Below are 23886 nucleotides of genomic sequence, written 5' to 3'. Positions count from 1 at the left end.
TGACTTCTTTGCAACGGTGCTGCAATTTCTCTGCAGTGATACTGCAAACGATTTGCAGCGCTACTGCAACTGCTTTGCAGCGACACTGCAACTGTTGTGCAGTGCTACTGCAACACTTTTGCAGTGCCACTGCAAAAAGTTTGCAGCTCTTTGCAGTAGCAATGCTTTGATTGAGAGCAAGTTATAAAACAGACCTTTTGCCATTGATTGGGTCGGCTGTTTCCTTTGGCCGGGTATCAATAGTCGGGGTTCTGTACCAGTACTCCGTTCGATTTGTCTATCTCTGTCTGGGGCAGAGGCAGCAGCGCATTCTTGTCCTGGTAATTCTTTCCGGCAGCTTGCAGCACTTCTTTGGCAATGCCCCAGCGTACGAGGTCGTAGAAGCGGTCGGGTTCCAGTGCCAGCTCTACGCGGCGTTCGTGGCGAATGGCGTCACGCAGCACAGACTGGCTGGCAGATTCTACCTTCGGAAGCACGTCTGCCAGTGTGCCGCGGGCATGGGCGCGTACTTGTTCCAGATACCCGGCGGCTTCGCCTGTCAGCCCTTTCTCGTTGGCGGCTTCGGCAGCCATCAGCAGCACGTCCGGATAGCGGATGAGGCGGATGTTTACCCAGAAACCCATACGGCTGTACTTGCGGCGCAGTGTCGGGTCCGTGTAGGCCTTCTTGTTGAAGTAGGTACCCATGGCGGTGGATACGGGTGACTCGCCATAAGGCTGGTTGGTATTCTCCGGTGTAATGGGTTCGTCCGTGCTGTGACGGAAGTAGAGCAATGTGGCGTTCCGGCGTGGGTCGCCCGGCTCAAAGGCCTTGCCCATCAGTGAGGTGGCCATGTGCCAGCCCCATCCCAGGTCCCACTCGCCGGCTCCGCGCACCCCTTGCACCTGGCAGAACTGGCTGCCGATGCTGGCGTCCTCTTTCATGGCGTCGGTGGCTTCACATTGCAGTTCGAAGATGCTCTCGCCGCAGTTTTCCCCTTCTACGGTGAAGACTTTGTCGACCGGTGTATTCAGGTTGTAGATGCCCGACTTTATCACTTCGGTGGAGGCTGTGTACATATTGTCCCAATCGTTCCGCATCATATAGGTGCGTGCGTGCAGGGAGCGTGCGGCGCCCCAGGTCAGCCGTCCCGTATAGTCGCTGTCCCACCGCAGGGGCAGGCATTCTTCGGCTTCGGTCAGGTTTTTGTCAATCTGTTCGTATATCTTTTCCGCCGTGGTCTTGGGCACGTTGGCATCGGAGGCTTCCACTACCTTGATGGTGACCAGCGGCACTTCGCCAAAGGCGCGTACCAGGTTGAAGTAGCACCAGGCACGGAAAAAGAGCGCTTCGCCACGGTTGCGGATGGCTTCGGTGTCGTCCTTGTGTCCGCTCTTCTCAATGTCGTCCAGGATTTCGTTGCACTGGTAGATGATTTTGTAGTTCTGTCCCCAATAGGCACTCAGAGGGCCGTTGGAGGCAGTGTATTCGAAGTCATCCCACATGGCGGCCTCGTTGCTGCCGTCGCCGGCATCACTGCCTTTCTCGGAGTCCTCGCTGCGCACCATGTGCACCATAAAAGCAGGAATACCGGCAGTGATGTCGTACGAGCGCATCAGGTAGTAGACGTTGAATATCTTTCCGCCTACAAGGGCGTTAGGAGAGTCATCTTCCGTGAACTGCCCCAGCGGGTCGCGGTCCAGGAAGTCGTTGCAGGATGTCAGTGAGAGGGCTGTTGCACCCACCAGCAATGTAAATATGTATTTTATCAGTTTCATAAATTTATATTTTTCATTCCCCGTTCCCTTTGAAGGAGTCGGGGGAGGTTTGAAGTTACTCTTTTTAGGGGAGAGGCTTTTAGAACGTCAGATTAAATCCGAACGTATAAATCGCCGGCATCGGATAACTGCCGTCGTCCACCCCGAAGGCGATGGCGCTTCCGCCCAGTTCCGGGGTATATCCGGTGTTGTGCTTCCACGTCTTCAGGTTCTGTATGTTCACGTAGAGCTTCAGCGCCTGCATGCCTATCTTCGAAATCAGCGCCTTGTCGAAGTTGTATGCCAGCGACACGTTACGGATGCGGAAGAACGAGCTGTCCTCTATGTAATACTCGGAGTTCAGATTGTTGATGGTATGCTTGGTGTTCAGCAGCGGCTGGGTGTTGCTGGTCCCTTCACCGTGCCAGCGGTCCATGCGTTGCTCCATAAAGTTGAACTGGCTCCAGTTGTAGTTGTCCCAGGTACGGTAAATCTGATTGCCGCCTTGTCCCATCATGTCAACGGCAAGCTCCCAGTTCTTGTAGCCCAGGCCGAGCGTGAAGCCGTAGGTGACATCGGGTGTAGGATTACCAATCATCGTACGGTCTGCCGTGGTGATTTCACCGTCACCGTTCACGTCGCGGAATTTCAGGTCGCCCGGGGTGACGGTTGCCAGTGTGTTCTTGGGAGAGTGCTCAATCTCCTCCTGGGTCTGGTAGACGCCTTCCACCTTGTAGCCGTAGAAGTAGCCGATGGGGTATCCTGCCATTGTGTAGCTCTGCTGCTTGTCTCCGGCTATGATGGAGTAGCCTTCCTGCACGAGGCTCAGTACCTTGTTCTTGATGGTGGCAAGGTTCATTCCGATGTTGTAGTTCCAGTCGCCTATCCGGTCGCGCCAGCTCAAGGCAAGCTCTACGCCCGAATTCTCGATGGAGCCAAGGTTTCCGATACCCGGTACGGTGCCCGAGATGCCCGGCACTTCGGCCAGCAGGTCTTTGGTTTTCTTCTTGTAGTACACCCCTTCAAAGTGCAGGCGGTTGCGGAGGAAGTTGGCTTCTGCACCGGCTTCCCAGGCTTCCACCTTCTCCCAGCGCAGTTTGGGGTTGGGCAGGTAGGCAAGCTGGTAGCCCGGATAGATGGCAGACGGGGTGCCGAACACGGCGGAGTAGGCATTCGTCAGCAACGGTTCGGCGGGATAGGCGCGGTCCAGGTTCTGGTTGCCCAGTGTGCCCCATGAGCCTTTCAGTTTCAGCATATCCAGCCAGGTGATGTCCTTCATCCATGCTTCCTCGCTCATCAGCCAGCCCAGGCCGACGGAGTAGAAGTTCTGCCACTGGTTGCCGGTGTAGGAGAAGGCGGAAGAACCGTCGCGGCGGTAGGAGCCGTTGAACAGGTACTTGCCCTTGTAGTTGTAGAGCACGCGTGCCAGCACGGACACGGTGGAACGTTCCCACTGCGTGCTGCCGTTGGTGGCGGTGGCTGCGTCACCGATGCTGACGTACCATTTGTCGGGATTGTCCGGAATGACCAGGCCTACCCCTTGGGTACGGGCGCTGTTCAGATTCTCGAGCTTGTTGTAGTAGGTGGTAAAACCGGCAGTGGCCGTCAGGCTGTGGTCTTCCCAGGAGTTGGTGTAGGTCAGCAGATAGTCGCTCTGTACCTTCATTTCCGTTTCTTTGGCTTGGGACACTCCGGTCTTGCCGTTGCCCAGCGTGGCTATGTCTCCCTCGACGCTTGCGTCATATACCTGGATAACCGGGGTGTATGTCCGTGTGCTGTTCGAGGCATAGTCCAGGGAGAACATGGCCTTGAACTGGAAGTGTTTCAGGAAATCCCATTGCCCGTACACGTTGCCCGAGCCACGGTAGTTCTCGGCTTTCGTGGTATTCGCCTTCAGGTCTACGTCCACCATCGGGTTGTTCATCTGTGCCTTCTGGAATCCGGGCAGTGAGGTGTAGAGGCCGTACTCGGAGTTGAATACATGCGCCACCGGAGCTGCGCGCAGGGCTGTAGCCACACTCTTCGTGTCGGCGGGCAGCATGCGTGCCCCGTTGAATTGGAAACCTACCTTGAGGTTGTCCGTCACTTTATAGTCGTTGCTGATGTTCAGCGTGATTTTGCTGTACTTCTCGTGCTTGATGTTGCCTTGCTCGTAAGCATAGCCCGCACCGAGATAGAAGCTGTTCTTGTCCGAGGCACCCGTGATGCTGATGTTGTTGTTGGTGATGAACCCAGTCTGGAAGATTTCATCCTGCCAGTTGGTGTTTCCCGTCCAGTCCGAGAAGTTGTATTCCGGGTTGCCTTCATTCCTCAACTGTTCGTTGTACAGCAGTTTGAAGCCTTCGGCATCCGTCAGTGCAATTTTGTCGGTGACGGACTTGAAACCGAACGAGCCGTTGATATTGACGCGTGTCTGTCCCTCTTTCGCCTTCTTGGTGGTGATGATAATCACGCCGTTGGCACCGCGCACACCGAAGATGGCGAGCGACGACGGGTCTTTTAGTATCTCCATGGATTCGATGTCCTGCGGATTCAGGAAGTTGATGTTGTCGTTGAACAGTCCGTCCACCACATAGAGTGGCTTGTAGCCGTTGATGGAGTTTGTTCCGCGTACACGGATTTCCGGGTCGGAGCCTGCCTTGCCGGAGTTTATCACCTGCACGCCGGCAATCTTTCCTTGCAGTGCGGATACGGGGTTGACCACCGGCTTGTTGGCGATTTCGTCGCCTTTAATGTTGGTGATGGAGCCCGTAAGGTCTCGCTTCTTGGCGCTGCCATAACCGATGACAACGGTTTCGGCCAGCATCTGCGAGTCGTCTTTCATCTGGACGTTGATTACCGACTGGCTGCCTACCTTGACAGCTTGCTTCACCATGCCTACATAGGAAAAATCCAATGTGTTCTCCGGGGTGGCCTGGATGGAGTACCGGCCGTCTATGTCGGTAATCACGCCATTGGAGGTTCCCTGCACCAATACGGTGGCACCAATCAGCGGGTCACCCAGGGCATCGGTCACGGTACCGGTTACTGTTTTCTCCTGCGCCGATGCGGCGACACTTGCCAGCAGGCACACCGTCAGAAATAGGTTTCTCAGTCTTCCGGTTTTCTTCTTGGGAAGGTTTAGGTTCTTCTTCATTACATTGATTTTTTAGTGGATAAATCATTCAGTTTCTCCTCTGAACAATCAAAATGCAAAAAAGATTTGGTGACGGTGTTAAAAAAGGGCAGCCCGGTTTTCGCGGACTGCCCTCTTACCTAAAAGCAAAACTATACCTATTTCAACTCAAAACTCGTAGTCTTTACATCGCGGCTGTTGGGTCCAATCATTACATGGAACTCGCCGGGTTCGTATACATACTGTATGTCGTAGTTGTAGAACTTCAGCAATTCGGGGGTAATGGTGAAGGTCACCTGCTTGCTTTCGCCTTTTTTCAGGTGGATGCGCTCGAAGCCTTTCAGCTCTTTCACGGGGCGGGTAATGCTGCCCACCAAGTCGCGGATATAGAGCTGTACGATTTCATCTGCATCGTAGTTACCCGTATTGGTTACGGTTACGGAAGCGGTCAGCTTGCCGTCCGCATTCAGTTGCTTGGAGCTGAGCGTGATGTCACTGTACTGGAAGGTGGTGTAGCTCAAGCCATAGCCGAAAGGATACAGCGGGTCGTTGCTCACATCCAGGTAGTTGCTGCGGAACTTCTCGAACCATTTGCCTTCTTTCAGAGGACGGCCGGTATTCTTGTGGTTGTATGCCATAGGCAACTGGCCCACATTCTGCGGGAAAGTGGTGGTCAGCTTACCGCTGGGGCAAACGTCTCCGAACACTACGTCGGCAATGGCGTCTGCAGCTTCACTACCTCCGAACCATACATTCAGGATGGCAGGAACATTTTCATTCTCCCAAGTCAGCACTACGGGACGTCCGGAGAACAATACCAATACTACGGGTTTGCCCGTTTTCAGCAATGCTTCCAGCAGGTGGCGCTGTGCGTCCGGCATTTCCAGTTCGGAACGGCTACTGCTCTCACCACTCATCTCGGAGGACTCGCCGAGGGCGGCTACAATGACATCGGCTTGTGCGGCTACTTTCAGGGCTTCGTCCAGCAGTTCTTGGTCATTGCCACGGGGCAGTTCACGGCCGAACATCGTGGCGCGTGTCTGGTAGTCGGCATCGTACATCAGGTTGCTGCCTTGTGCATAGAGAATGTTGGCCTTGGAGCCGACAGAATTCTTGAAACCTTCCAGCAGGGTGCTGTATTTGTCTGCTGTGGCTGCCACACTCCAAGTGCCCGGCATGTTGGCACGGGTGTTGGCAAGCGGGCCAATCAAGGCGATATTGCCTTTGCGTTGCAAGGGCAGCAGATTGTCCTGGTTCTTCAGCAGTACGAATGTCTCTGTGGCAATCTGGCGGGCGATGGAACGGTGTTCGGGAGTGAACACTTCTTTTTCGGCACGCTTCACGTCGCAGTATTTATACGGATTGGCAAACAGTCCCAGCTTGTATTTGGCTTCTAGGATGCGTCGGCAGGCTTTGTCAATGTCGGCCTCGGTCACTTTGCCTTCTTTCAGAGACTTTTCCAGTGTGCCGATAAATCCGTCGGCTACCATATCCATGTCTGTTCCGGCGGTCAGGGCACGTGCGGATACTTCCTGCAGGTCACCGATTCCGTGGTCTATCATTTCGGAGATGGCTGTATAGTCTGTCACCACGAAGCCATCAAAGCCCCATTGGTTGCGCAGAACGTCGGTCAGTAGCCAGTGGTTGGCAGTGGCGGGTACGCCGTCAATTTCATTGAAGGAGGTCATTGCGCTACCCACACCGGCTTCTACGGCAGCCTTGTAGGGAGGGAAGTATTCGTTGAACATACGGTTGCGGCTCATATCCACCGTGTTGTAGTCGCGGCCGGCTTCTCCGGCGCCATACAGTGCGAAGTGCTTTACGCAAGCCATTATCTCGTTGTTGGCACTCATATCCTTGCCCTGATAACCGCGAATCATGGCTTGTGCAATGGCTGAACCCAGGAAGGGGTCTTCACCGTTGCCTTCTGATACACGTCCCCAACGGGCATCGCGGCAGATGTCCACCATCGGGCTGAACGTCCAGCAGATACCGTCTGCACTCGACTCAATGGCGGCGATACGGGCCGATTTCTCTATAGCCTCCATGTCCCAACTGCACGAGAGTGCCAAGGGGATGGGGAATACCGTTTCGTAACCGTGAATCACGTCCATACCGAACAGCAAGGGGATGCCCAGGCGGCTGTTCTCTACGGCAAGTTTCTGCACTTCGCGGATGTTCTTCACGCCTTTCAGGTTGAACAGACCTCCGACTTCACCGTTGCGGATTTTACCGGCAACGTCGCTGCTCTTGGCTTGTCCGGTGACGATGTTTCCCGTTACCGGCAGGTTGAGCTGACCGATTTTCTCGTGCAGCGTCATTTTGCCCATCAGCTCCGTAATGAATTTATCCATCTCCTGCGGATTGCCTTGGGATGTGTTTTCTTTGGGCGTTGCCGTCACGGTGAGGGCAGAGAAAGCCAAGGCTGCTAATAATGTGTATTTCTTCATATGATATAATTTTGATTATCCCCTCCGGCCCCCTGAAGGGGGAGGGGAATAGTGATATAGAAATTCAACTTAAGCTTAGCTGCTCCATCATGTCGCATACTAACTTCAATCGTAAATCCCTAAGCCTTAAATCCCAGCTTCTGCAATCCTTCCTGAACCTCGGGACAGCTCATGAAGAGTTTCCACAACAAGCCGGAACGATAGTTCTCAATCATCGGGGCAATGGTGCATTGGTCGATGGCAAGATAGCGGGGCACCGTCCAGTCACTTCCCTCGGAGAAGGCATCGTAGAATCCGTACTTGCCCCAAATCCAGTCGCCTTTGGAATAGAAATACTTCAGTGCACGCATGGATTCCTCCGGTGTGTAGGGAAAACTGGACAAGGCTGCTGTCGGTGTGATGACACCATGGTCGTTGTCGCCCGGGCAGTGGGCTGCATAGCCTTTGGTAGAGTAGCTGGCGGTCAGTCCCCAGCAGTCCTCGCCGTAACCTTTGTATTGTTTGGGATTCTCCACGCAGTAGCGGTAGTTGGAGAGGGCATGGTTGCGCACCACGTTCCAGTAGTTGGCATAGCGGTCGCTCAGGTTGCGCGGGTCCAGACCGATGTGCGAGTATTGTGCCCAGAACAAGGGACCGCCCAGTTTCTCGGCTCCGTTGTGTTTCAATTCCAAAGGCAGGCCGTAGGGGGCAGAGTCGGACTTGATGCCGCCGCCGCGTGCCCAGCCGTTGTGGTAGGCTGAAGCCGGAACGGGATAAGTGGGGGAGGAGGCTGCGAGCACATACACAATCAATGCTTCGTTGTAGCCTTCCAGCGGGAAGTTCATTTCCCAGTTGTATTCGGGAGACCAGTGCCAGTAGATGACATCCTTGCCATTCTGATACCAGCTGAACTCCATCTCTTTCCACAATTGGTCAATCTTCTCTGCCAGCGCCTTTTCCTGCTCGTTGCCGTCGCGGAAGTATTGGCGTACGCAAAGCAAGCTTTGCATCAGGAAGCAGCTTTCCACCAAGTCTCCGCCGTTATCTTTTTGTCCGAAAGGTTTCACCTTGCCGGTAGGGCCGTACAACCAATGGGGCCATACGCCGTGGAAGCGGTCGGCGCGTTTCAGGTAATCGGCAATCTTGGTCAGGCGCTTCACGCCTTCTTCCCTGGGGATGAAGCCGCGTTCGATGCCTACCAGCAGTCCGGCTATACCAAATCCGCTGCCGCCGGTGGTGACAACATTCTGGTCCTTTTCGGGATAATCCCCATCCAGGTGGATGCGTTCGCGTGCCAGTCCGGAGGTCGGTTCCGCACCGTCCCACATGTAGTTCAAATGTACCTTCTGGATGTAATCAAGCATTTCGTCATCCGAAGCGAATGATTCGGGACGTACTTCCTCTGTGTCGGGCTTTTCCTCTTTTCCGTTCTCTTTCCCGTTTTCCTTCAAGTCGGAAGAGCAGGATGCACAGCCCGCCAATGTGGAAATCAGGAACAAAGCCAGCACATGTATCATTATTGGTTTTTTCATATCTTTATTTCTTGTGTTTAATTTTTTGTCGTCTTGCACAATGGCGAGCGGCCGTTTTCGTTCAGCGCCTCGATAGTGAAGTAATAGTCCGTGTCCGCATCCAGTCCGCGGAAGTCATATTCCGTCTGTCCCAGTACCGTGATGGCATTGTACATCTTGCCTTCGGCGGTGCCGTAGTAGATGTTGTAGCCATAGGCGCTTGCTTCGGGTTGCCAGGAGATAAGGGCATTCCGGCGGTCTTTCCTGTCACGTTTCACAGTCAGTCCTTTCACGGCTTGCGGGACATCGCCGTCACCGTTCCCGAAGACGCGGAAGCCGGACAAGGCGACATTTCCCGTAGGCATGTGCACATTCTCGTATTTCAGATAACGGGCACGCAACGGCTCGTTGAGCTCGATGTAGTCGTGCGGACAATCCTTGTCACTGTCGCTCTTGTCTATGACCAATGTCCATTCTTTTCCGTCTTCGGAAGCAAAAATACGGTATTGGTGATAAATATCCATGGCACGGTTGTATTGAACCGCTTTATGGTCGTAGAAGTTCAACTGCACGGCACGTACATTCTTTGTACTGCCCAGGTCTATCCCGGCCCATTCGCCGGGGTTGCCGGAACGGGCTGCCCAGTAGGTGCGCATACTTTCGTCCGTCAGGTTGGAAGCTGCATGGATGCTATCCGTAGATGATACCTCCACCGGTTTGCCGTAGGACAGAAGCATCCATCCCGTGAAACGCTCTGCAGGGTTCTTTACGTCCATCGGTTCTGCCCAGTTGGGATAATCGCCGAAGGCAGTGGACGAATACATGACACCATCCTTGTCGAAAGCCACCGGATAAAGACCGATGCGGCGTTCGAACTTGTACTTCAGGGAGAGCATGCAGGTGGCCACGTGCCAGTAATTGCCTTTCACGTCGCAGAACGTGCCTCCATGACCGGCACCTTGCACATAACCGCCCGGCTTGTAGCACATCGGGTTATGCTTCTGGTAGACAAACGGGCCCAGCGGGGAATCCGAAACATATACGCCATCGGCATAGACTTTGAATTCAGTGCCCGGAGCACCATATTGGAAATAATATTTGTCATTGTGTTTGGTCATGTAAGCGCCCTCTGTGAATGGGCGGAGTGTCACTTCATCGTCATTGTTCATGCCGAAACGTTCCCAGCCGTGTTCTTCGGGGCGGAGCATCATGACATCGTGAATCTTGCTGATGGGGTAGAAATCATTCCGGTCCAGTTCTACCGCTTTCAAGGGATATTCATTGCTGGAGCCATAGTACAGATACAATCTGCCGTCGTCGTCCAGAAACAGACAAGGATCCCATGAAGGAAGTACGTTCTTTTCGATGGCACGTTTGAAACGTCCCGTTTTGGGATGCGTGCTGTACCACACGGCCAGACCTTCGTAGGTGGAGCCGGTATAGAACAGCGTGTCGCCGCTTACATAGGCGGCCGGCGCACACTGGTCATCGTCCGTAGGCTTGCGCTGGAAGCTGGCAGGAACGAAATCCCAATCCACCAGGTTCTTGGAATAATGAAAACCGCCCTGGTTGGTGGAGAACAGAAAATATTCTCCTTTGTATTCCACAGCCATCGGGTCGGCAGAGGAACGGAACGAACCGTTGGGACGCACATTGTTGTTGAAAGGCTCGAAGTTGTAACTGATGTTCATCGGATTGCAGAAGGTGCGCGACAGAGGCGCCTGTGGGTCATACCACCGGGTCGCCTGGGCGGGGCGGCAGATTGCGGTTGCCTTGTGTACCTCTTTTTCCATCACTACCTCAATATCGGTTTCATCCAGTGCCAGGATTCTGTTCACTATCTTTTTCCCGGGATAGTAGACATACAGGTGCACGTCGTTCTTCGCTCCTTTGATGGCAAAGCTGCCGTCGTGGGCAGTGGTATTGTGCATGGGACTTGCGAAGAACATGACTGTGGCGCCTGCGAGTGGCTGGCGGTTGGTGTCCAGTACGTGTCCTTTTACGATACGGTCTTGGGTTACAGTGATGTAATAGTCACTGACTTGCCCCTTCACCACTTTGATGGAATCGTCAGGGGTTGCCTTTGCCGCCAGAGCGGCAAAGGCTATTCCACAACTGATTAGGAATCTTTTTACCATATTGGAACGGATTTATTCGGCAATTCCGTCAATGGGTTCCAGCTTCAAATCAGGAAGGTCGTCCAACTGGTTGGCCGGTATGGGCCAATAAGTCTTTTCTGCTGTCCATCCTTTGGGACCGAGTACGGTGGCGGCATCGCCGGTACGCACCAAGTCCACATAACGGGCACACCATTCGCCGCAAAGTTCCATCCGGCGTTCGTCCATCACGTCTTTCAGGGTAACACCGGTTTTGGTGCTCATGCCTGCACGCCGGCGCACTTCGTTGTAGCCTGCGTCTCCATCCTTGCCCAGTCTGACTTTGGCTTCGGAGTTCATCAGCAGTACTTCGGCATAGCGGATGATACGCACATTATTGTTGGCTCCGTAGGTTGTACGTGGAAGAGTCATCTGATTGTAGGGAAGGTAACCTTTGCCGTTCCAACAGTCGGTCTTGGTGGCCGATGTGGGACCTACCTGCCAACCCTCGCGCGTCTTGCTCAGGGCTTTCAGGAAAGAAGTTTCGGCACGCACACCTTCGCCACGGGCTTCGGCCCATGCCACGAACTCGGGTTCATAGCCTATGAAATTCCAGCCGCCTATGGACTTGGTGCCTTCGGCTTGCTTGTAGCTGATGGTACCGTCTGCGTTCACTACTTCATCATACCTCTCTGCCATGTTCGGACCCTGGAAATTGAACCATTGGTCTACGCCCAGGTAATCGCCGGAACCATTGCCGTAGTCTGTTACCTGGCATTCGAACAAAGATTCGTCACACAACTTTCCGGGAATTTTGAACAGCTGGTAGAAGTCGTCGTAGAGACGGAATCCACCGTTCTTGATGATGTCATCGGTCAGTGTCTCCACTTGTGCATAGTCTCCTTTCAGCAGATAGATGCGGGCGGCCAATGCTTGGGCGGTGAAGGCTGTCACGGCTCCCTTGTGTTCCATCTGGTTGGGACGCATGCGGGGCAGTTTGTCGATGGCGTAGTTCAAATCTTCCAGCATATAATTATATACGGCCTCTACGGTAGAACGGCGAAAATCGGTCTGCAGGTTGTCACGGTAGATGACGGTGGGACCGAAATTGGTCACCAGACAATAGTAGGCCCATGCACGGATGGTACGTACTTCGCCGCAATAGGATTCGTAGGTTTTGTAATCTTCGCTTCCTGCAGCAAGATATTCGGCATAACCGTCGAGGCTTTGCAGGGCGGCATTGGTGATGCGGATGATGTCGTAGAAGTTCATCCATACCTGGTTCAGTGCCCAGAATGAGTTGTTGTAGTTGAACTTGCGTCCGAAGGCCACGGCATCGCCCTGGTCATCGGTACGGCCCGACCACACGTCACCGTCGCGGGTGAACATCAATAGCGCGTTGCACCAGTGCATGCCCTGTGTGCGTACTTTGGAGTAGGCACCCACTACGGGTTGGTACATATTGTTCTTGTTGGTAAAGTCCACGCCTTGTTCGGGAACTTTGTTCTCCGGATCGATTTCTATGAAATCGGTGCAAGCGGTAGCTCCTCCCAGTACCATCATGGCCGGAAGTATATATGCGAATGTTTTCTTTAAGAATTTCATTGTTTTACGTTTTAGGGTTTAGAAATCTATTTGCACTCCGAAAGTATAGGTTGAAGTCAGAGGGTATACTTCGGTATCCCAACCTTCGGCATCCGACACTTCAGGTGTGAAGCTGTTGGCCTTGAAGGTAGTGAAGGGGCGGTCGGCCGTCAATGAGAGGCGGAGTCCCGGCATCACGTAGCTGCCTATCTTCAAGTTCTTGAACGAGTAGCCCAGCGTGATGTTCTGGATGCGGAAGTAATCGGAGCTTTCTACGAAATAGGAAGCGTTGTTACTGTCTGATTTGTTCCAGGTTTTGAGAAGAGCCTTGGCCGACGGATGTTCGTTGGTAGAGCCTGCACCCGTCCAGCGGTTCTCATACTGTGCACGGTCAAAGTTATAGTAGTCGGCTGCATAGCGCAGGGCACGCTTACGGTTCCACAGTTCGCCGCCTGCTTGTCCGTAGGTAGTGAGGCTGAAGTCGAAGTTCTTATAAGAGAATCCGGCATTGAAGCCATAAGTAAAGCTGGGCACGTATGAGCCCAACACCTGCTTGTCGTTTCCGTCTATCACATGGTCGCCGTTCACGTCCTCGTAGATGAAGTCGCCGGGTTCCAGTCCGTTGGCCACGGCGATGGGGTCGGCAGCACATTGTTCAGGAGTCTGGTAGATGCCGATGACCTTGTAGCCATAGAATGAGTTCATCGTCTCGCCCACCATATTCACGGTCTTTCCGCCTTTGATGATTTTCATGTTTCCTTTTAGGCTTTTCACTTCGTTATGCAGATAAGAGAGATTGACGCCGATGTTGTAATTGAAGTCCTGGCCAATCTTGTCGTTCCAGTTCAAGGAGAGGTCGATACCGGTATTCAGAATCTGTCCGTTGTTGCCGGCCAGCAGCTCGCCACTCATCGGGAGCTTGGGTGAAATCACGGCGTTGTCAGTCAGACGGTAGTACCAGTCGATGTCGGCGTTCAAGCGGTTCTTCAGTGTACTGAAGTTGACGCCCACGTTGGTTTCGTTCACTACTTCCCAACCCAGCCAGCTGAAGTTGGTGGTGTTGATGAATCCGTCGATGGCGGTATTGGGACCGAATACGGACTGTACGTTCTGTATGCTTGCGAAGCCTGCACTGGCAGCAATCTTGTCGTTACCCAGCTTACCCCAGCTGGCACGCAGCTTCATGTAGTCGAAGATATTCTGGTTCTTCATAAACGGTTCTTGGGAGATGACCCATGCGGCACCGATGGAGGGGAAGTAGCCCCATTTGTCGTTGTACTTGGACGAGCCGTCGGCACGGAAGGTGAACATCAACATGTACTTGTCGTTGTAGTTGTAATTCAGTCGGGTGAAATAGGAGAGACCGCGGTATTTCCAGCCGTCGTCTTTCACCGTAGCGCCTTCCTTGTTGCCCAGTGCGATGTATTTCCACACGTCCTCACCTTCGGGCACGTTGGTGGCGGTACCTTCGAGCAGGCGGTATTGCTCTTGACGCATGGATGCACCCAGCATACCGGTAAAGGAGTGTTTGCCCCACTTGTCAGTATAAGTGGCCACGTTGTCCCATATATATTTGTAGTAGTTAGTGTTCTTTTTAGTGAGTTCGGTAACCTCTTTCTTCTGGTTGGTGCCTACATAGTAGGTAGGAGTGAACTCAGAACCGCGAATCATTGAGTAGTCGTAGCTGTAGCTACTGCGTATATTCAGCTTGTCGGGGATGAGGTTGAGCTGTGCATAGAAGTTGGTCAGCACTTGGTAGGTCTCGTTCCGGTTGTCGTAATAGTTGGCAGTGGCTACCGGATTGTTGAAGTTGTTGGTCAAGCCCACCTGCTCGGGCGATGTGTACTTCTTAGGGAACACGGCATCGTCGCGGCGGTCATCATACACCGGGATGATAGACGGTGTGTTGTATGCCTGTTGCCATGCGGCATTCTTGGGAAGCTGCTGCTGCGAGTTGCTGAATACGCCGTTGAAGCCTACTTTCAGCCATTTGCGGGCTTCGTAGTCAAGGGCGGCACGGAAGTTCAAGCGGCGGTAGTAGTTTTCCACGTCCATGATACCGTCTTGTGCCAGATAGCTCATGCCGGCAGAGTAGGTCGCTTTTTCCGTACCACCGGAGATATTCAAGCTGTGATTGGTCATCATGGCTGTGCGCAACAGTTCGTCATACCAGTTGGTATCGGCATTGAATTGCAGGTTTTCCATATTGCCTCCGAATTCGGCTACTGACTTTTCGAAAATCGACCGGTAAGCTTCCGGGTTGGCTTCCAACATCATGGTGGCATACTCGTGAGAGTTACACATCTCCAGCAGGTTGGTGGCTTTCTGAATACCTACATAACCGTTATAGGTAATCTTGGCATCCTGGTTGCGGCTTCCTTTCTTGGTGGTGATGATTACAACACCGTTGGCGGCGCGTACACCGTAGATGGCAGATGCGGATGCGTCTTTCAAGATGGTCATGTCCTGAATGTCGGAATTGTTCAGGAAGTTGATGTTGTCGTAGAACATTCCGTCCACTACATAGAGAGGAGAGGTGTCACCGAAGGAACCCATACCACGGATGGTCACTTTAGGACCTTCGCCCGGCGTTCCCGAATTGATGATGTTAACACCCGGTACCTTTCCCTGCAATGCTGCCATCGGGGAGGAGGTAGGAACATTGATAAGTTCTTTCTCTTTGACAACGTCAATCGGGGCCGTCAGGTCTTTCGCCTTGGCCGAACCGTAACCGATAACAACAACTTCTTCCAGTAGTTGTGCATCTTCACGTAGCTTTACATTAATGACGGATTGTCCCGCAGCGCTTATTTCCTGCGGCAACATGCCCAAATAGTTGAATACGAGAGTTGCGTCTTCGGGGACGCCGTTCAGTACATAGTTACCGTCGAGGTCGGTAGCTGCTCCAATAGTAGAGCCTTTTACTACAACCGTGGCTCCAATAATCGGTTCGTTGTTCTGATCAACAACAGTTCCTTTAACTGTCTTTGTTCCTTGTGCCAAAACTGTCAGTGGCAATGAGAACAAAATCATGAATAGAAGAAATAAAGTTTGCCTTCTCATAAACTAAATTTAAGAGTTAATAATTCTGCCGGCAAAGGAAGTAATTACGGTAAGTAAGGCAAAAAAAAACACTACCACGATAATACGTTTAGGGTAAAAATGGGTACCGTTTTACTACGTTTTCGTGTTACTTGTTTCTAATAATCAGTTTGTTATGATTGAATGATTTGTAGCCGCTTTATTTCAAGTCGATGAGAAAATCCACTAATCCCGTTCCGTCGGGGATATCCAGTTTCTTGCGCAAACGGTAGCGTGCTGCCTCTACTCCCCGGATAGTGAGGTTGGTCATTTGCGCAATGTCTTTCGTAGAAAGATTCAGGCGCAGCAGCGCACAAAAACGGAGGTCGGTAGCGGTAAGACTGGGATAACGTTCGCGCAAATTACGGAAGAATTTCTCATGAATCAGGTCGAAATTGTTCTGGAATACATCCCAAAATTCCTGTGTCTCGATGTTTTCGTTGATGAGCTTCAGCAGAGATTCGAGGTTCTTGCGTCCATATTGCCCTTTCACCAGGGACTCTTGTACGACAGTACGAAGTTTCTCCAGGACCTCGTTCTTGGCAAATACACCCAGTGCCATGCTGGCAAGGTCTTTACTCTTTGCCGACAACTCGGCTTCCAGCAATTGCTGTTGCTGCAGAGTTATCAGATGCTCCTGCTCGCGCATCTTGATGTTCTGCTGCACCTGCTCTGCCTCATACTCCTTCCGTTTCTTTTCCATGGCACGGTTGGCGCGCCACTTGGAGAAAAAGTAGACAAGCGCTGTGAGAACTATGAGATAGAGCGCAAAGGCATAATAGGAGAGGTAGAAAGGGCGGGCTATGGCAAAATGATATTCCACCTCACCGATTTTCTGTCCCAAATCATTATAGGCTTCTGCCTGGAATGTGTATTCTCCGTAATCCAGGCTACCGTAGCGGATTTCGGGCTCTTTCAGGTCCGATGTCAGCGCCATGCCTTGTCCTCCTTGCAGGACATAATGGAAATGTACGGACAATTTATTGTAATGCGGCAGGCTTACTGAGAACAGCAAATCCCGGTAATTGCTTTCCAGTTCGACATTTCCAGACAGAGGCAGGCGTTTCTCCTTTTTATCGGAAGAGGAAGCAGTGACCGAGCTCAGTGAGAGGGCGGACTCCAGAGTAGGACTGAGGCTGTCTGTGTTTTTGCTGTAACTGGCGATTCCGTTGTTCAGATTAAAATAGACAACGTCATTGTCGACGAACACATTGTTGTAGTTCTCTATGCATGGAGAATCAAACAGTTCGATGAGGATGCGCTGCTTCACGATGTACTCTCCTTCTGCGTACTCTACCAGTACGTACTCATGTGAACCGGACAGCCAGAAGCGGTCGTTCGTGACGGATACCACAGAATGAGCATTCCTGATATAGGGCAGAATGGCATTCAGCTTTTGGAAGGGGATAATCTGCCGGGTGATGTCGTCATAGGTATAGAAGCCGTTGGGACTGGAAAAGACGATACGTCCTCGCATTTTCATTACTTGGATAGGGCCGATGATATATTCCGAGCCTAAATGGGAGATGTGCCGTACGCCTTTTACAGCCGACAAGTCATCGCTCAAGACTATTTTATAGACTCCCTGATACATGTGTGAAGCCCAGATGACACCGCTTTGGTCCACCTCCAAGTGCATGACCGGTGCAATGAAGCCGTCTATGACATGCGAAAAGGTCCATTGCCCGTTCTTCTTTTTATAGATACGCAAGTCGGCGTAGGATGATTCCAACAGTATCTCTTCGCCATAGAGGGTGCACTTTATCAGACACGTACTGCTGTTGGTATTGCTTATGACGGAAACGTTCCCTTTTTCACCTATTAATAAGGTATGGGCATTGTTGCCTGCAAAGAGTTGCCCGTCAATGTCCTTTACATACCAGTTCTGACCTTCGGTATGGGGAAGCAGGCGCAGATTTCCGGTAATCTGGTGGTATTCGTACAAGCCCTGGTTGGTGGCCAGATAGAAACAGTCATCCCGATGGGCTATGTCGTACACCATACCCAATTTGGTTTCATGGTTGGCAGGGGTTAGCAGCATAACGGGGGAGTTGTGGTGGATGTATGCAATGCCGTCGTCCAATGCTGCCCATACGTTGTTGTCTTTGTCACAGAACAGCCCCAGGACGGTGTTGTTGTCCAGGCGGTTGTCCAGGTTGAAGTGCCAAAGGCAATGTCCTTTGCGGTCGATGGCGTATATACCGTTCAAGACCGTGCCTATCATGAATATAGAGTCATTGGTCATTACAGCACGGTTCACCCGCTGTTTCTTTAGTTCCGTATCAATGTCCGTTTTCCAGGGAGTGATGTCACCGTTGTAGCGGAACAATCCGTTATTCTCTGTGACCATCAAGAAGCTGTCGTCCCCGTCGGGTAACAATGACACTACATTGTCATCGTTCACTTGGCTGCGGGGGAAGAGATGATGGAAATCCTTGCCGTCGAATTCATAGAAGTCCTCATCAATCATCTGTGTGTAGATATGTCCGTTTTGGGTGTAGAAGTAGAGCGGCTGTTGCTGTCTGTTGCGGAAAGCGCGTACCATCTTCCCGTCGTAGGAGAACCAGGCGCTGAACGACTGGAAGTAGATGCGACCGTCCAGCTCTACAATGTTCCATATCTCGTTGTTCTCCATGGGGAAATTTTTCAGGAATTTGCTCAAAGAATGGTACCGGAGAGTGCCTGCCTCCGAATACTTGAAATAGCCGAATTCCTCGAATGCCCCCACATAGATACGGTCTTCTTTCACATACACCGAACGGACAATATGGTTCCCCGGCACTTTGTGGAGAGTCCAGCGATAACCGTCATATACCAGGAGCCCCTGGCTGTTGCCGAAATACATTTCGCCGTTGCTGCCTTGCGCACATGCCCAGTTCTGATAACCGGCTTCATAGTCTTTGGCAAGATAGTTGGTGACGGCGGGCATGAAGGAAGAAGCCCTGGCCTGGATGAAGAGGATGAACAATAGAAGGCACACTACCCAATACTTGAAAAGCATCGGTCTTATCGTATTTTGTTTCATTTTTTCAGGTTAATCGAAGTGTTTCTTGGAAGCAAAGATACAATAAGTATTCTAAATATTGTGTTTTGATGAGATAAAAAAGGTACTTGAAGCGGTTAGGGAGGATGCTTCTTAATGAATATCCTCCCCTCTTAGTTGTTTGTCTTTTGAAATTTATTATAGGGATTGTGCGGATGATAGGACTCGAACCTACACGCCTCACGGCACCAGATCCTAAGTCTGGCGCGGCTGCCAATTACGCCACATCCGCGGAATAATTCCGATTAGCGGGAGCAAAGATAGAAAGAATTTTCGTTTTGGCAAATTGTTTTGTAGATAAAGTCGTTTTAGAAAGTCACTTTCAGTATTTTTCTTGCTTCCTCAATGATGGTGTCCAAGTCATTGTTCTCATCTTCTTTGCTCATATCCACTTTCTTGTCCGGGTCGATGCCGAACTCGATATGCTGTTTTTGGGCATCGAGGTGCGGGCTGGCAGAAAAGCGTACCCCCCATCCGTTGGGCAGTTCCGAAGAGAATGGCAGGCCCGACCCGCCGCCGGTTTTGTCACCAACCAGGGTGACATTGGGAAAACAGCGCATGGAGTTGACAAAATCATTGGTTGCACTATAGGAATGACGGTTGGTCAGGACAATTACCTTTTTTTGCCAGCGGATACTGTTGGAAGGTTCCACATAAATGGGAGTCGGATCTGAAAAATCGCTATGGCCTTTGCCGGTCTTGTGCTGAATATATCCCGTCAGTACTTTTTCATTCGTGAAGCGTTGTGCCATTCGGGTGGCGTTTGTCAGGTTGCCGCCACCATTGTTGCGCACGTCGATAATTAGGCCGTTACAAGCGGAAAGGTATAACAGAATCTCATCCAGGTTGCCGTTTCCGATGCCGCTGGAGAAATCACCGTAATAGATATATCCTATGTTGTCCTCCAATATGGTATATTTGGCGCCTCCAGCAATGCGGTAGTCTCTTCCCAGGTACTTTTCAATGATACTTTCGTTGAAGTTACGAGGATAATCCAGATACCAGTCCCAGTAGCGCGCCATGTTGGAAGAAGAGTACAAGTTGACATGTCCGTCTTTTAACTCGGCAAGCATGTTACCTAATATTTCAAATAGACCGTCGTAGCTCATTCCCGGGGTAATGAGTGGCTGGTACTTGTCATGGATGGCATCCCAGTCTATTTGCTTGTAGTCCAGGAAGCAGTACTGTTCGTCTATTATTTTCCACAAGGCTTCGAAATTGCCTTGTGGGGTATTGTCGAACTCTTCCTCACGAATACATCCGTTCAATAGGGGCAATAACGTGAGTAGGATACTCCAAATTATTAAAATATATCTTCTTTTCATGCACATTATCCTTATCATCTTATCGTTTATCACCTTGTCACTTTTTACTTTCTCTTGTTAGGAAACAGATAGAGTTCCTTTACGAACCCCACCATGAATACATGCGAGTAAGTATGTGTCTTTATTTCATTTACTTTGGACTGTTGTGCGTCCCATATGTAAGCGAAACGCATCCGGGCACGTCCCACCGGAAAGTCTGCGGTCAGCATTTGTCTCAGAGAGGGCTGGTTGTGCAGGGAGGTGAAGTTCACTACTCCGTCCCAATGTCCTAACGTAAATATCTCGTAGTAGGACTGTCCATAGTTGGGCATGAACATGATACCTGCCAAGGGAAGATTTACCTGATAGCGTAGTGTGATGGGACGGTTCTTGATGCGCAAGTCCCAAATAGCCATTCCAGATGCGGCAAGGTTGATATAGGCACGTGCTTGGGCGGGGTTGTTTCCGTTGCGCAGATTATAGACAAAGCCACCGTTGAAGTCGCCGACTCCTCCGGCAAGCAGTTTGAAATTGCCCGTGATTGGAAAATTATAATGCAGGCCGTAGTTCCAGTTGGCCAGTCCGGAGAATGTATTGTTATTGTCTACTTTGTTGTGTGTATATCCTAAGTCTGCCTGGAAGAAAGTTTGCAGAGACACGTTGCCGTCCATCAACCGTGTCATCCGCATGCTTTCGCGGGAGATACGGAAATCGATTCCCTTATACTCCTGAGGTGAAAGATAAGTGTCGAACACGTTGGTGAAGCCGACACCATACATGGTGGCACGGGTGATAATACGGTTACGGTTGGTGGAGTCAGCCCGTAGCTTCCGGTCGATGCTGCATTGTGCTTCTTGTGCTTTCAGTCCGACACTTCCCAAGAGCAGTCCGCATAGGATTATTATCTTGTATATGTACATATTAAATTATCAATTACAAATTAGTAATCGTTAGCCACTAATACTTCATTTCCGTCCTTCATCAAAAGAGTTTCATCTGTCCTGTCATCTCGTCCAGTATGTCCCCTTCGCTTTTACCGTGGTCGGGGTCCAGAATTTCCGGTTCTTCATCCGTTTCCTGCTCTTCGGTTTTCTGCGAGGGTTCCGGTTGACGGGTAGGCTCCAGCTCGTTGATGGTTTCTATAGTATAGGTGGTCAGGCGCTTACCTTTTGCTTTGAAGCCTTTCACGGCGATGAATTCGTCGGCTTCCACCACCATCGGCTCTCGGAAATTGTCGTGGCCGCCAAACACCACTTCTAAACGTGGGTAGCACTCGTCTGTCAGCAGAATGAGGCTGCTGTTCTTGTTTTCTCCCAAGTAGTTTTGCTTGCGGGCGGTTGCCTCGAAGCAGAAACGCTTGATGTAAGGATAGTTCTGCTGGTCGGCATCGTAGAGTACGGCGGTCCATACTTTGTTCGGATCGTATTTCTCCAATACGCGTATGCCATCGTCATAGTGATTGTTCAAGTCGAAGTTGGTGGCATAGAACTCTCCGCTGTTCTGTACGACAAGGATGGTGTCTTCGCTCTGGAATTCTCCGAGATATTCTCCGCGCCCGTCGTAGTTGAGACGTAGCACATCACGGTCGAACCAGACTTTCCGTCCACCCAGCGTGGAGCCTCCACGTTGTTTCAAGGCTATCTTGTGTACGGGGAGTTTCGTGAGTATATTTCCCATGGCCTGCCGTCCCTTGATATTGATGTTGCTGAAATCCTCCTCGAAGATAATACGGCGTACACGGGGATTGGGTTTCAGGGTTACCTTGATGATTTCAGCTTCTCCATTGGGATTGGCGGTGAAGTAGGTGATACGGGAGTCGGGAGTACCTTGCGTCACATCGTATTCGCGGTCACGCACCACGGAAGTGACGGCAAAACGCTTGATATAGCTTGTCCCCTCCTTGCCGTCACGGTAGCAGACATTGTAGATGGTACGTTTGTCGTTCTTCTTAAAAATGTTGGCATAAAGTATATTCTTGCCCACGAACTTCTTGTCGGCCACCGGTGTGATGATATATTTTCCATCGCGGAAGAAGATAATCACGTCATCTATGGGCGAGCAGTTGCCTATGAATTCGTCTTTCTTCAATCCAGTTCCGATGAAACCCTCTTCGCGGTTGATGTACAGCTTTTCGTTGGCTTCGATGACTTTGGTTGCTTCGATGGTGTCGAAGTTACGCAGTTCCGTGCGGCGGGGGAAGGCTTTGCCGTACTTGTCCTTCAACATACGGAACCAGTCGACGGTATATTCCACGATGTTTGCCAGATGGCAGTCTATCTCCTCTATGTCCTTTCGCATGCGTGCTATCAGTTCCTCTGCCTTGTCGGAGTTGAATTTGAGGATACGTGCCATCTTTATCTCCATCAGCCGGAGGATGTCTTCCTTGGTCACTTCGCGGATAAAAGTCGGGTAGTAGGGAGTCAGGCGCTCATCGATATGTTCGCAGGCGGCATCCATGTTTTTGGCTTGTTCAAACTCCTTATCCTTGTAAATACGTTCTTCAATGAATATCTTTTCGAGTGAAGCGAAATGCAGGCTTTCCAGTATCTCTCCCTTACGGATTTCCAGTTCCTGGCGTAGCAGTGCCAATGTGTTGTCGACTGATTTGCGCAATACATCACTCACGGTGAGGAAGTGGGGCTTTTGGTCGTCGATGACACAGCAGTTGGGAGAGATGCTCACTTCACAGTCGGTGAAGGCATAGAGGGCATCGATGGTCTTGTCGGATGATACACCCGGGGCTAGATGCACTAATATTTCCACACTGCCGGATGTCAGGTCCTCTACCTTACGTATCTTGATTTTTCCTTTTTCGCTGGCCTTTACGATGGAGTCGCATACACTGGCCACCGTTTTCCCGTAAGGAATTTCCTTAATGGCAAGTGTCTTGTTGTCTATCTTTTCTATTTTGGAGCGCACGCGTATCGCACCGCCACGTTCACCGTCGTTGTATTTGGATACATCGATACTGCCTCCCGTCTGGAAGTCGGGGTACAGCTTGAATTCTTCGTTGTGCAGATAGCTGATGGAAGCATCGCACAGCTCATTGAAGTTATGTGGTAATATTTTGGATGACAGGCCTACGGCAATACCTTCCACACCTTGTGCAAGCAGCAGTGGGAATTTTACCGGTAGTGTAACCGGTTCTTTGTTTCGCCCGTCATAAGAGAGTTTCCATTCGGTGGTCTTGGGGTTGAATACCACGTCCAGTGCGAACTTGGAGAGACGTGCTTCGATATAACGGGGGGCAGCGGCGCTGTCACCCGTCAGAATGTTACCCCAGTTTCCCTGGCAATCCACGAGCAAGTCCTTTTGTCCCAGCTGTACCAGAGCATCGCCGATAGAAGCATCACCGTGCGGATGGAACTGCATGGTATGTCCTACGATGTTCGCCACCTTGTTGTAGCGCCCGTCTTCCATGCGGCGCATGGAGTGGAGGATACGCCGCTGTACGGGTTTCAGACCATCCATGATATGGGGTACGGCACGTTCCAATATAACGTATGAGGCGTAGTCCAGAAACCAATTCTGGTACATGCCGCTCAGTTGGTGCTTTATATTGGCATCCTTTGCGTCCGCAGGTTTGTAATCCGAGTGTTCTTCGCTCCCGGCCGGGAGTTCCTTGTCCAAATCATCTTTCGGTGCTTCAAAATCTTCGCTCATATTTGTTCGGGAATTGTCTATTCTATGATATTACTGATTTTTCAGTCGCAGGCAAAAATACAATTTTTGTTCGATAAATGAGAATTTGCGCGGAACTATTGTGCCAAATCCTTCCCATTTTTTAAAACTTCTGCCCGTTAATGGAACCAATCTGTCTCTTTCCCGTTAGCGGAATTATATTGAGGACGTGCTTCCGCCTCTTTGCGGACAGCGATGTTGCTTTTGTCTTTCTTGCCGACAAGTTGGCAAGGTTTTGCCACCACATTGGCAAAGCTTTGCCAAAGGCATGGCAAAACTTTGCCAATATGGTGGCAAAACGCTGGC

Annotated in this window: 12 protein-coding genes and 1 tRNA gene; all 13 read right to left on the bottom strand. The window is 51.3% G+C overall.

The window, feature by feature from the left end; translation table 11 throughout:
- Positions 1 to 236: 236 nt before the first annotated feature.
- Positions 237 to 1757, bottom strand: a complete 1521-nt coding sequence (locus DWY55_RS13525; RefSeq protein WP_120178109.1) for a RagB/SusD family nutrient uptake outer membrane protein — start codon at positions 1755 to 1757, stop codon at positions 237 to 239.
- 79 nt (positions 1758 to 1836) lie between these two features.
- A complete protein-coding gene (locus tag DWY55_RS13520; RefSeq protein ID WP_120178108.1) occupies positions 1837 to 4872 on the bottom strand; it encodes a SusC/RagA family TonB-linked outer membrane protein in 3036 nt (1011 codons plus the stop codon).
- A gap of 137 nt (positions 4873 to 5009) precedes the next feature.
- Positions 5010 to 7301: a beta-glucosidase BglX gene (gene bglX / locus DWY55_RS13515; protein ID WP_005830329.1), complete on the bottom strand. Its 2292-nt coding sequence runs from the start codon at positions 7299 to 7301 to the stop codon at positions 5010 to 5012.
- A gap of 119 nt (positions 7302 to 7420) precedes the next feature.
- Positions 7421 to 8812, bottom strand: coding sequence for a glucoamylase family protein (locus DWY55_RS13510; RefSeq protein ID WP_034525906.1), 1392 nt, complete (start codon positions 8810 to 8812; stop codon positions 7421 to 7423).
- 17 nt (positions 8813 to 8829) lie between these two features.
- A complete protein-coding gene (locus DWY55_RS13505; RefSeq protein WP_005830326.1) occupies positions 8830 to 10929 on the bottom strand; it encodes a family 43 glycosylhydrolase in 2100 nt (699 codons plus the stop codon).
- A 12-nt stretch (positions 10930 to 10941) separates the two neighbouring features.
- Positions 10942 to 12492, bottom strand: coding sequence for a RagB/SusD family nutrient uptake outer membrane protein (locus DWY55_RS13500; protein WP_005830324.1), 1551 nt, complete (start codon positions 12490 to 12492; stop codon positions 10942 to 10944).
- An 18-nt stretch (positions 12493 to 12510) separates the two neighbouring features.
- Positions 12511 to 15534, bottom strand: coding sequence for a SusC/RagA family TonB-linked outer membrane protein (locus DWY55_RS13495; protein ID WP_005830322.1), 3024 nt, complete (start codon positions 15532 to 15534; stop codon positions 12511 to 12513).
- A 178-nt stretch (positions 15535 to 15712) separates the two neighbouring features.
- A complete protein-coding gene (locus DWY55_RS13490) occupies positions 15713 to 18577 on the bottom strand; it encodes a hypothetical protein (protein WP_117963385.1) in 2865 nt (954 codons plus the stop codon).
- 168 nt (positions 18578 to 18745) lie between these two features.
- Positions 18746 to 18827, bottom strand: a tRNA-Leu gene (locus DWY55_RS13485).
- Positions 18828 to 18903: 76 nt separating this feature from the next.
- Entirely contained in the window at positions 18904 to 19920 is a 1017-nt protein-coding gene (locus DWY55_RS13480; protein ID WP_085931088.1) for a S41 family peptidase, read from the bottom strand.
- Between the two features lie 44 nt (positions 19921 to 19964).
- Positions 19965 to 20819 (bottom strand): DUF3316 domain-containing protein, encoded by an 855-nt coding sequence (locus DWY55_RS13475; RefSeq protein WP_005830316.1) that lies wholly within the window; start codon positions 20817 to 20819, stop codon positions 19965 to 19967.
- A 61-nt stretch (positions 20820 to 20880) separates the two neighbouring features.
- A complete protein-coding gene (locus tag DWY55_RS13470) occupies positions 20881 to 23562 on the bottom strand; it encodes a DNA gyrase/topoisomerase IV subunit A (RefSeq protein WP_009037727.1) in 2682 nt (893 codons plus the stop codon).
- Positions 23563 to 23699: 137 nt separating this feature from the next.
- On the bottom strand, positions 23700 to 23825 hold the full coding sequence (locus tag DWY55_RS22520; RefSeq protein WP_255342453.1) for a hypothetical protein: 126 nt from the start codon (positions 23823 to 23825) through the stop codon (positions 23700 to 23702).
- Between the last annotated feature and the right edge of the window lie 61 nt (positions 23826 to 23886).

Source organism: Bacteroides sp. AF25-38AC (assembly GCF_003602995.1).
In the GTDB taxonomy this organism is placed as follows: domain Bacteria; phylum Bacteroidota; class Bacteroidia; order Bacteroidales; family Bacteroidaceae; genus Bacteroides; species Bacteroides uniformis.
The sequence above is the reverse complement of the archived record's forward strand: the minus strand, read 5'-3'. Positions and strand labels throughout refer to the sequence as shown.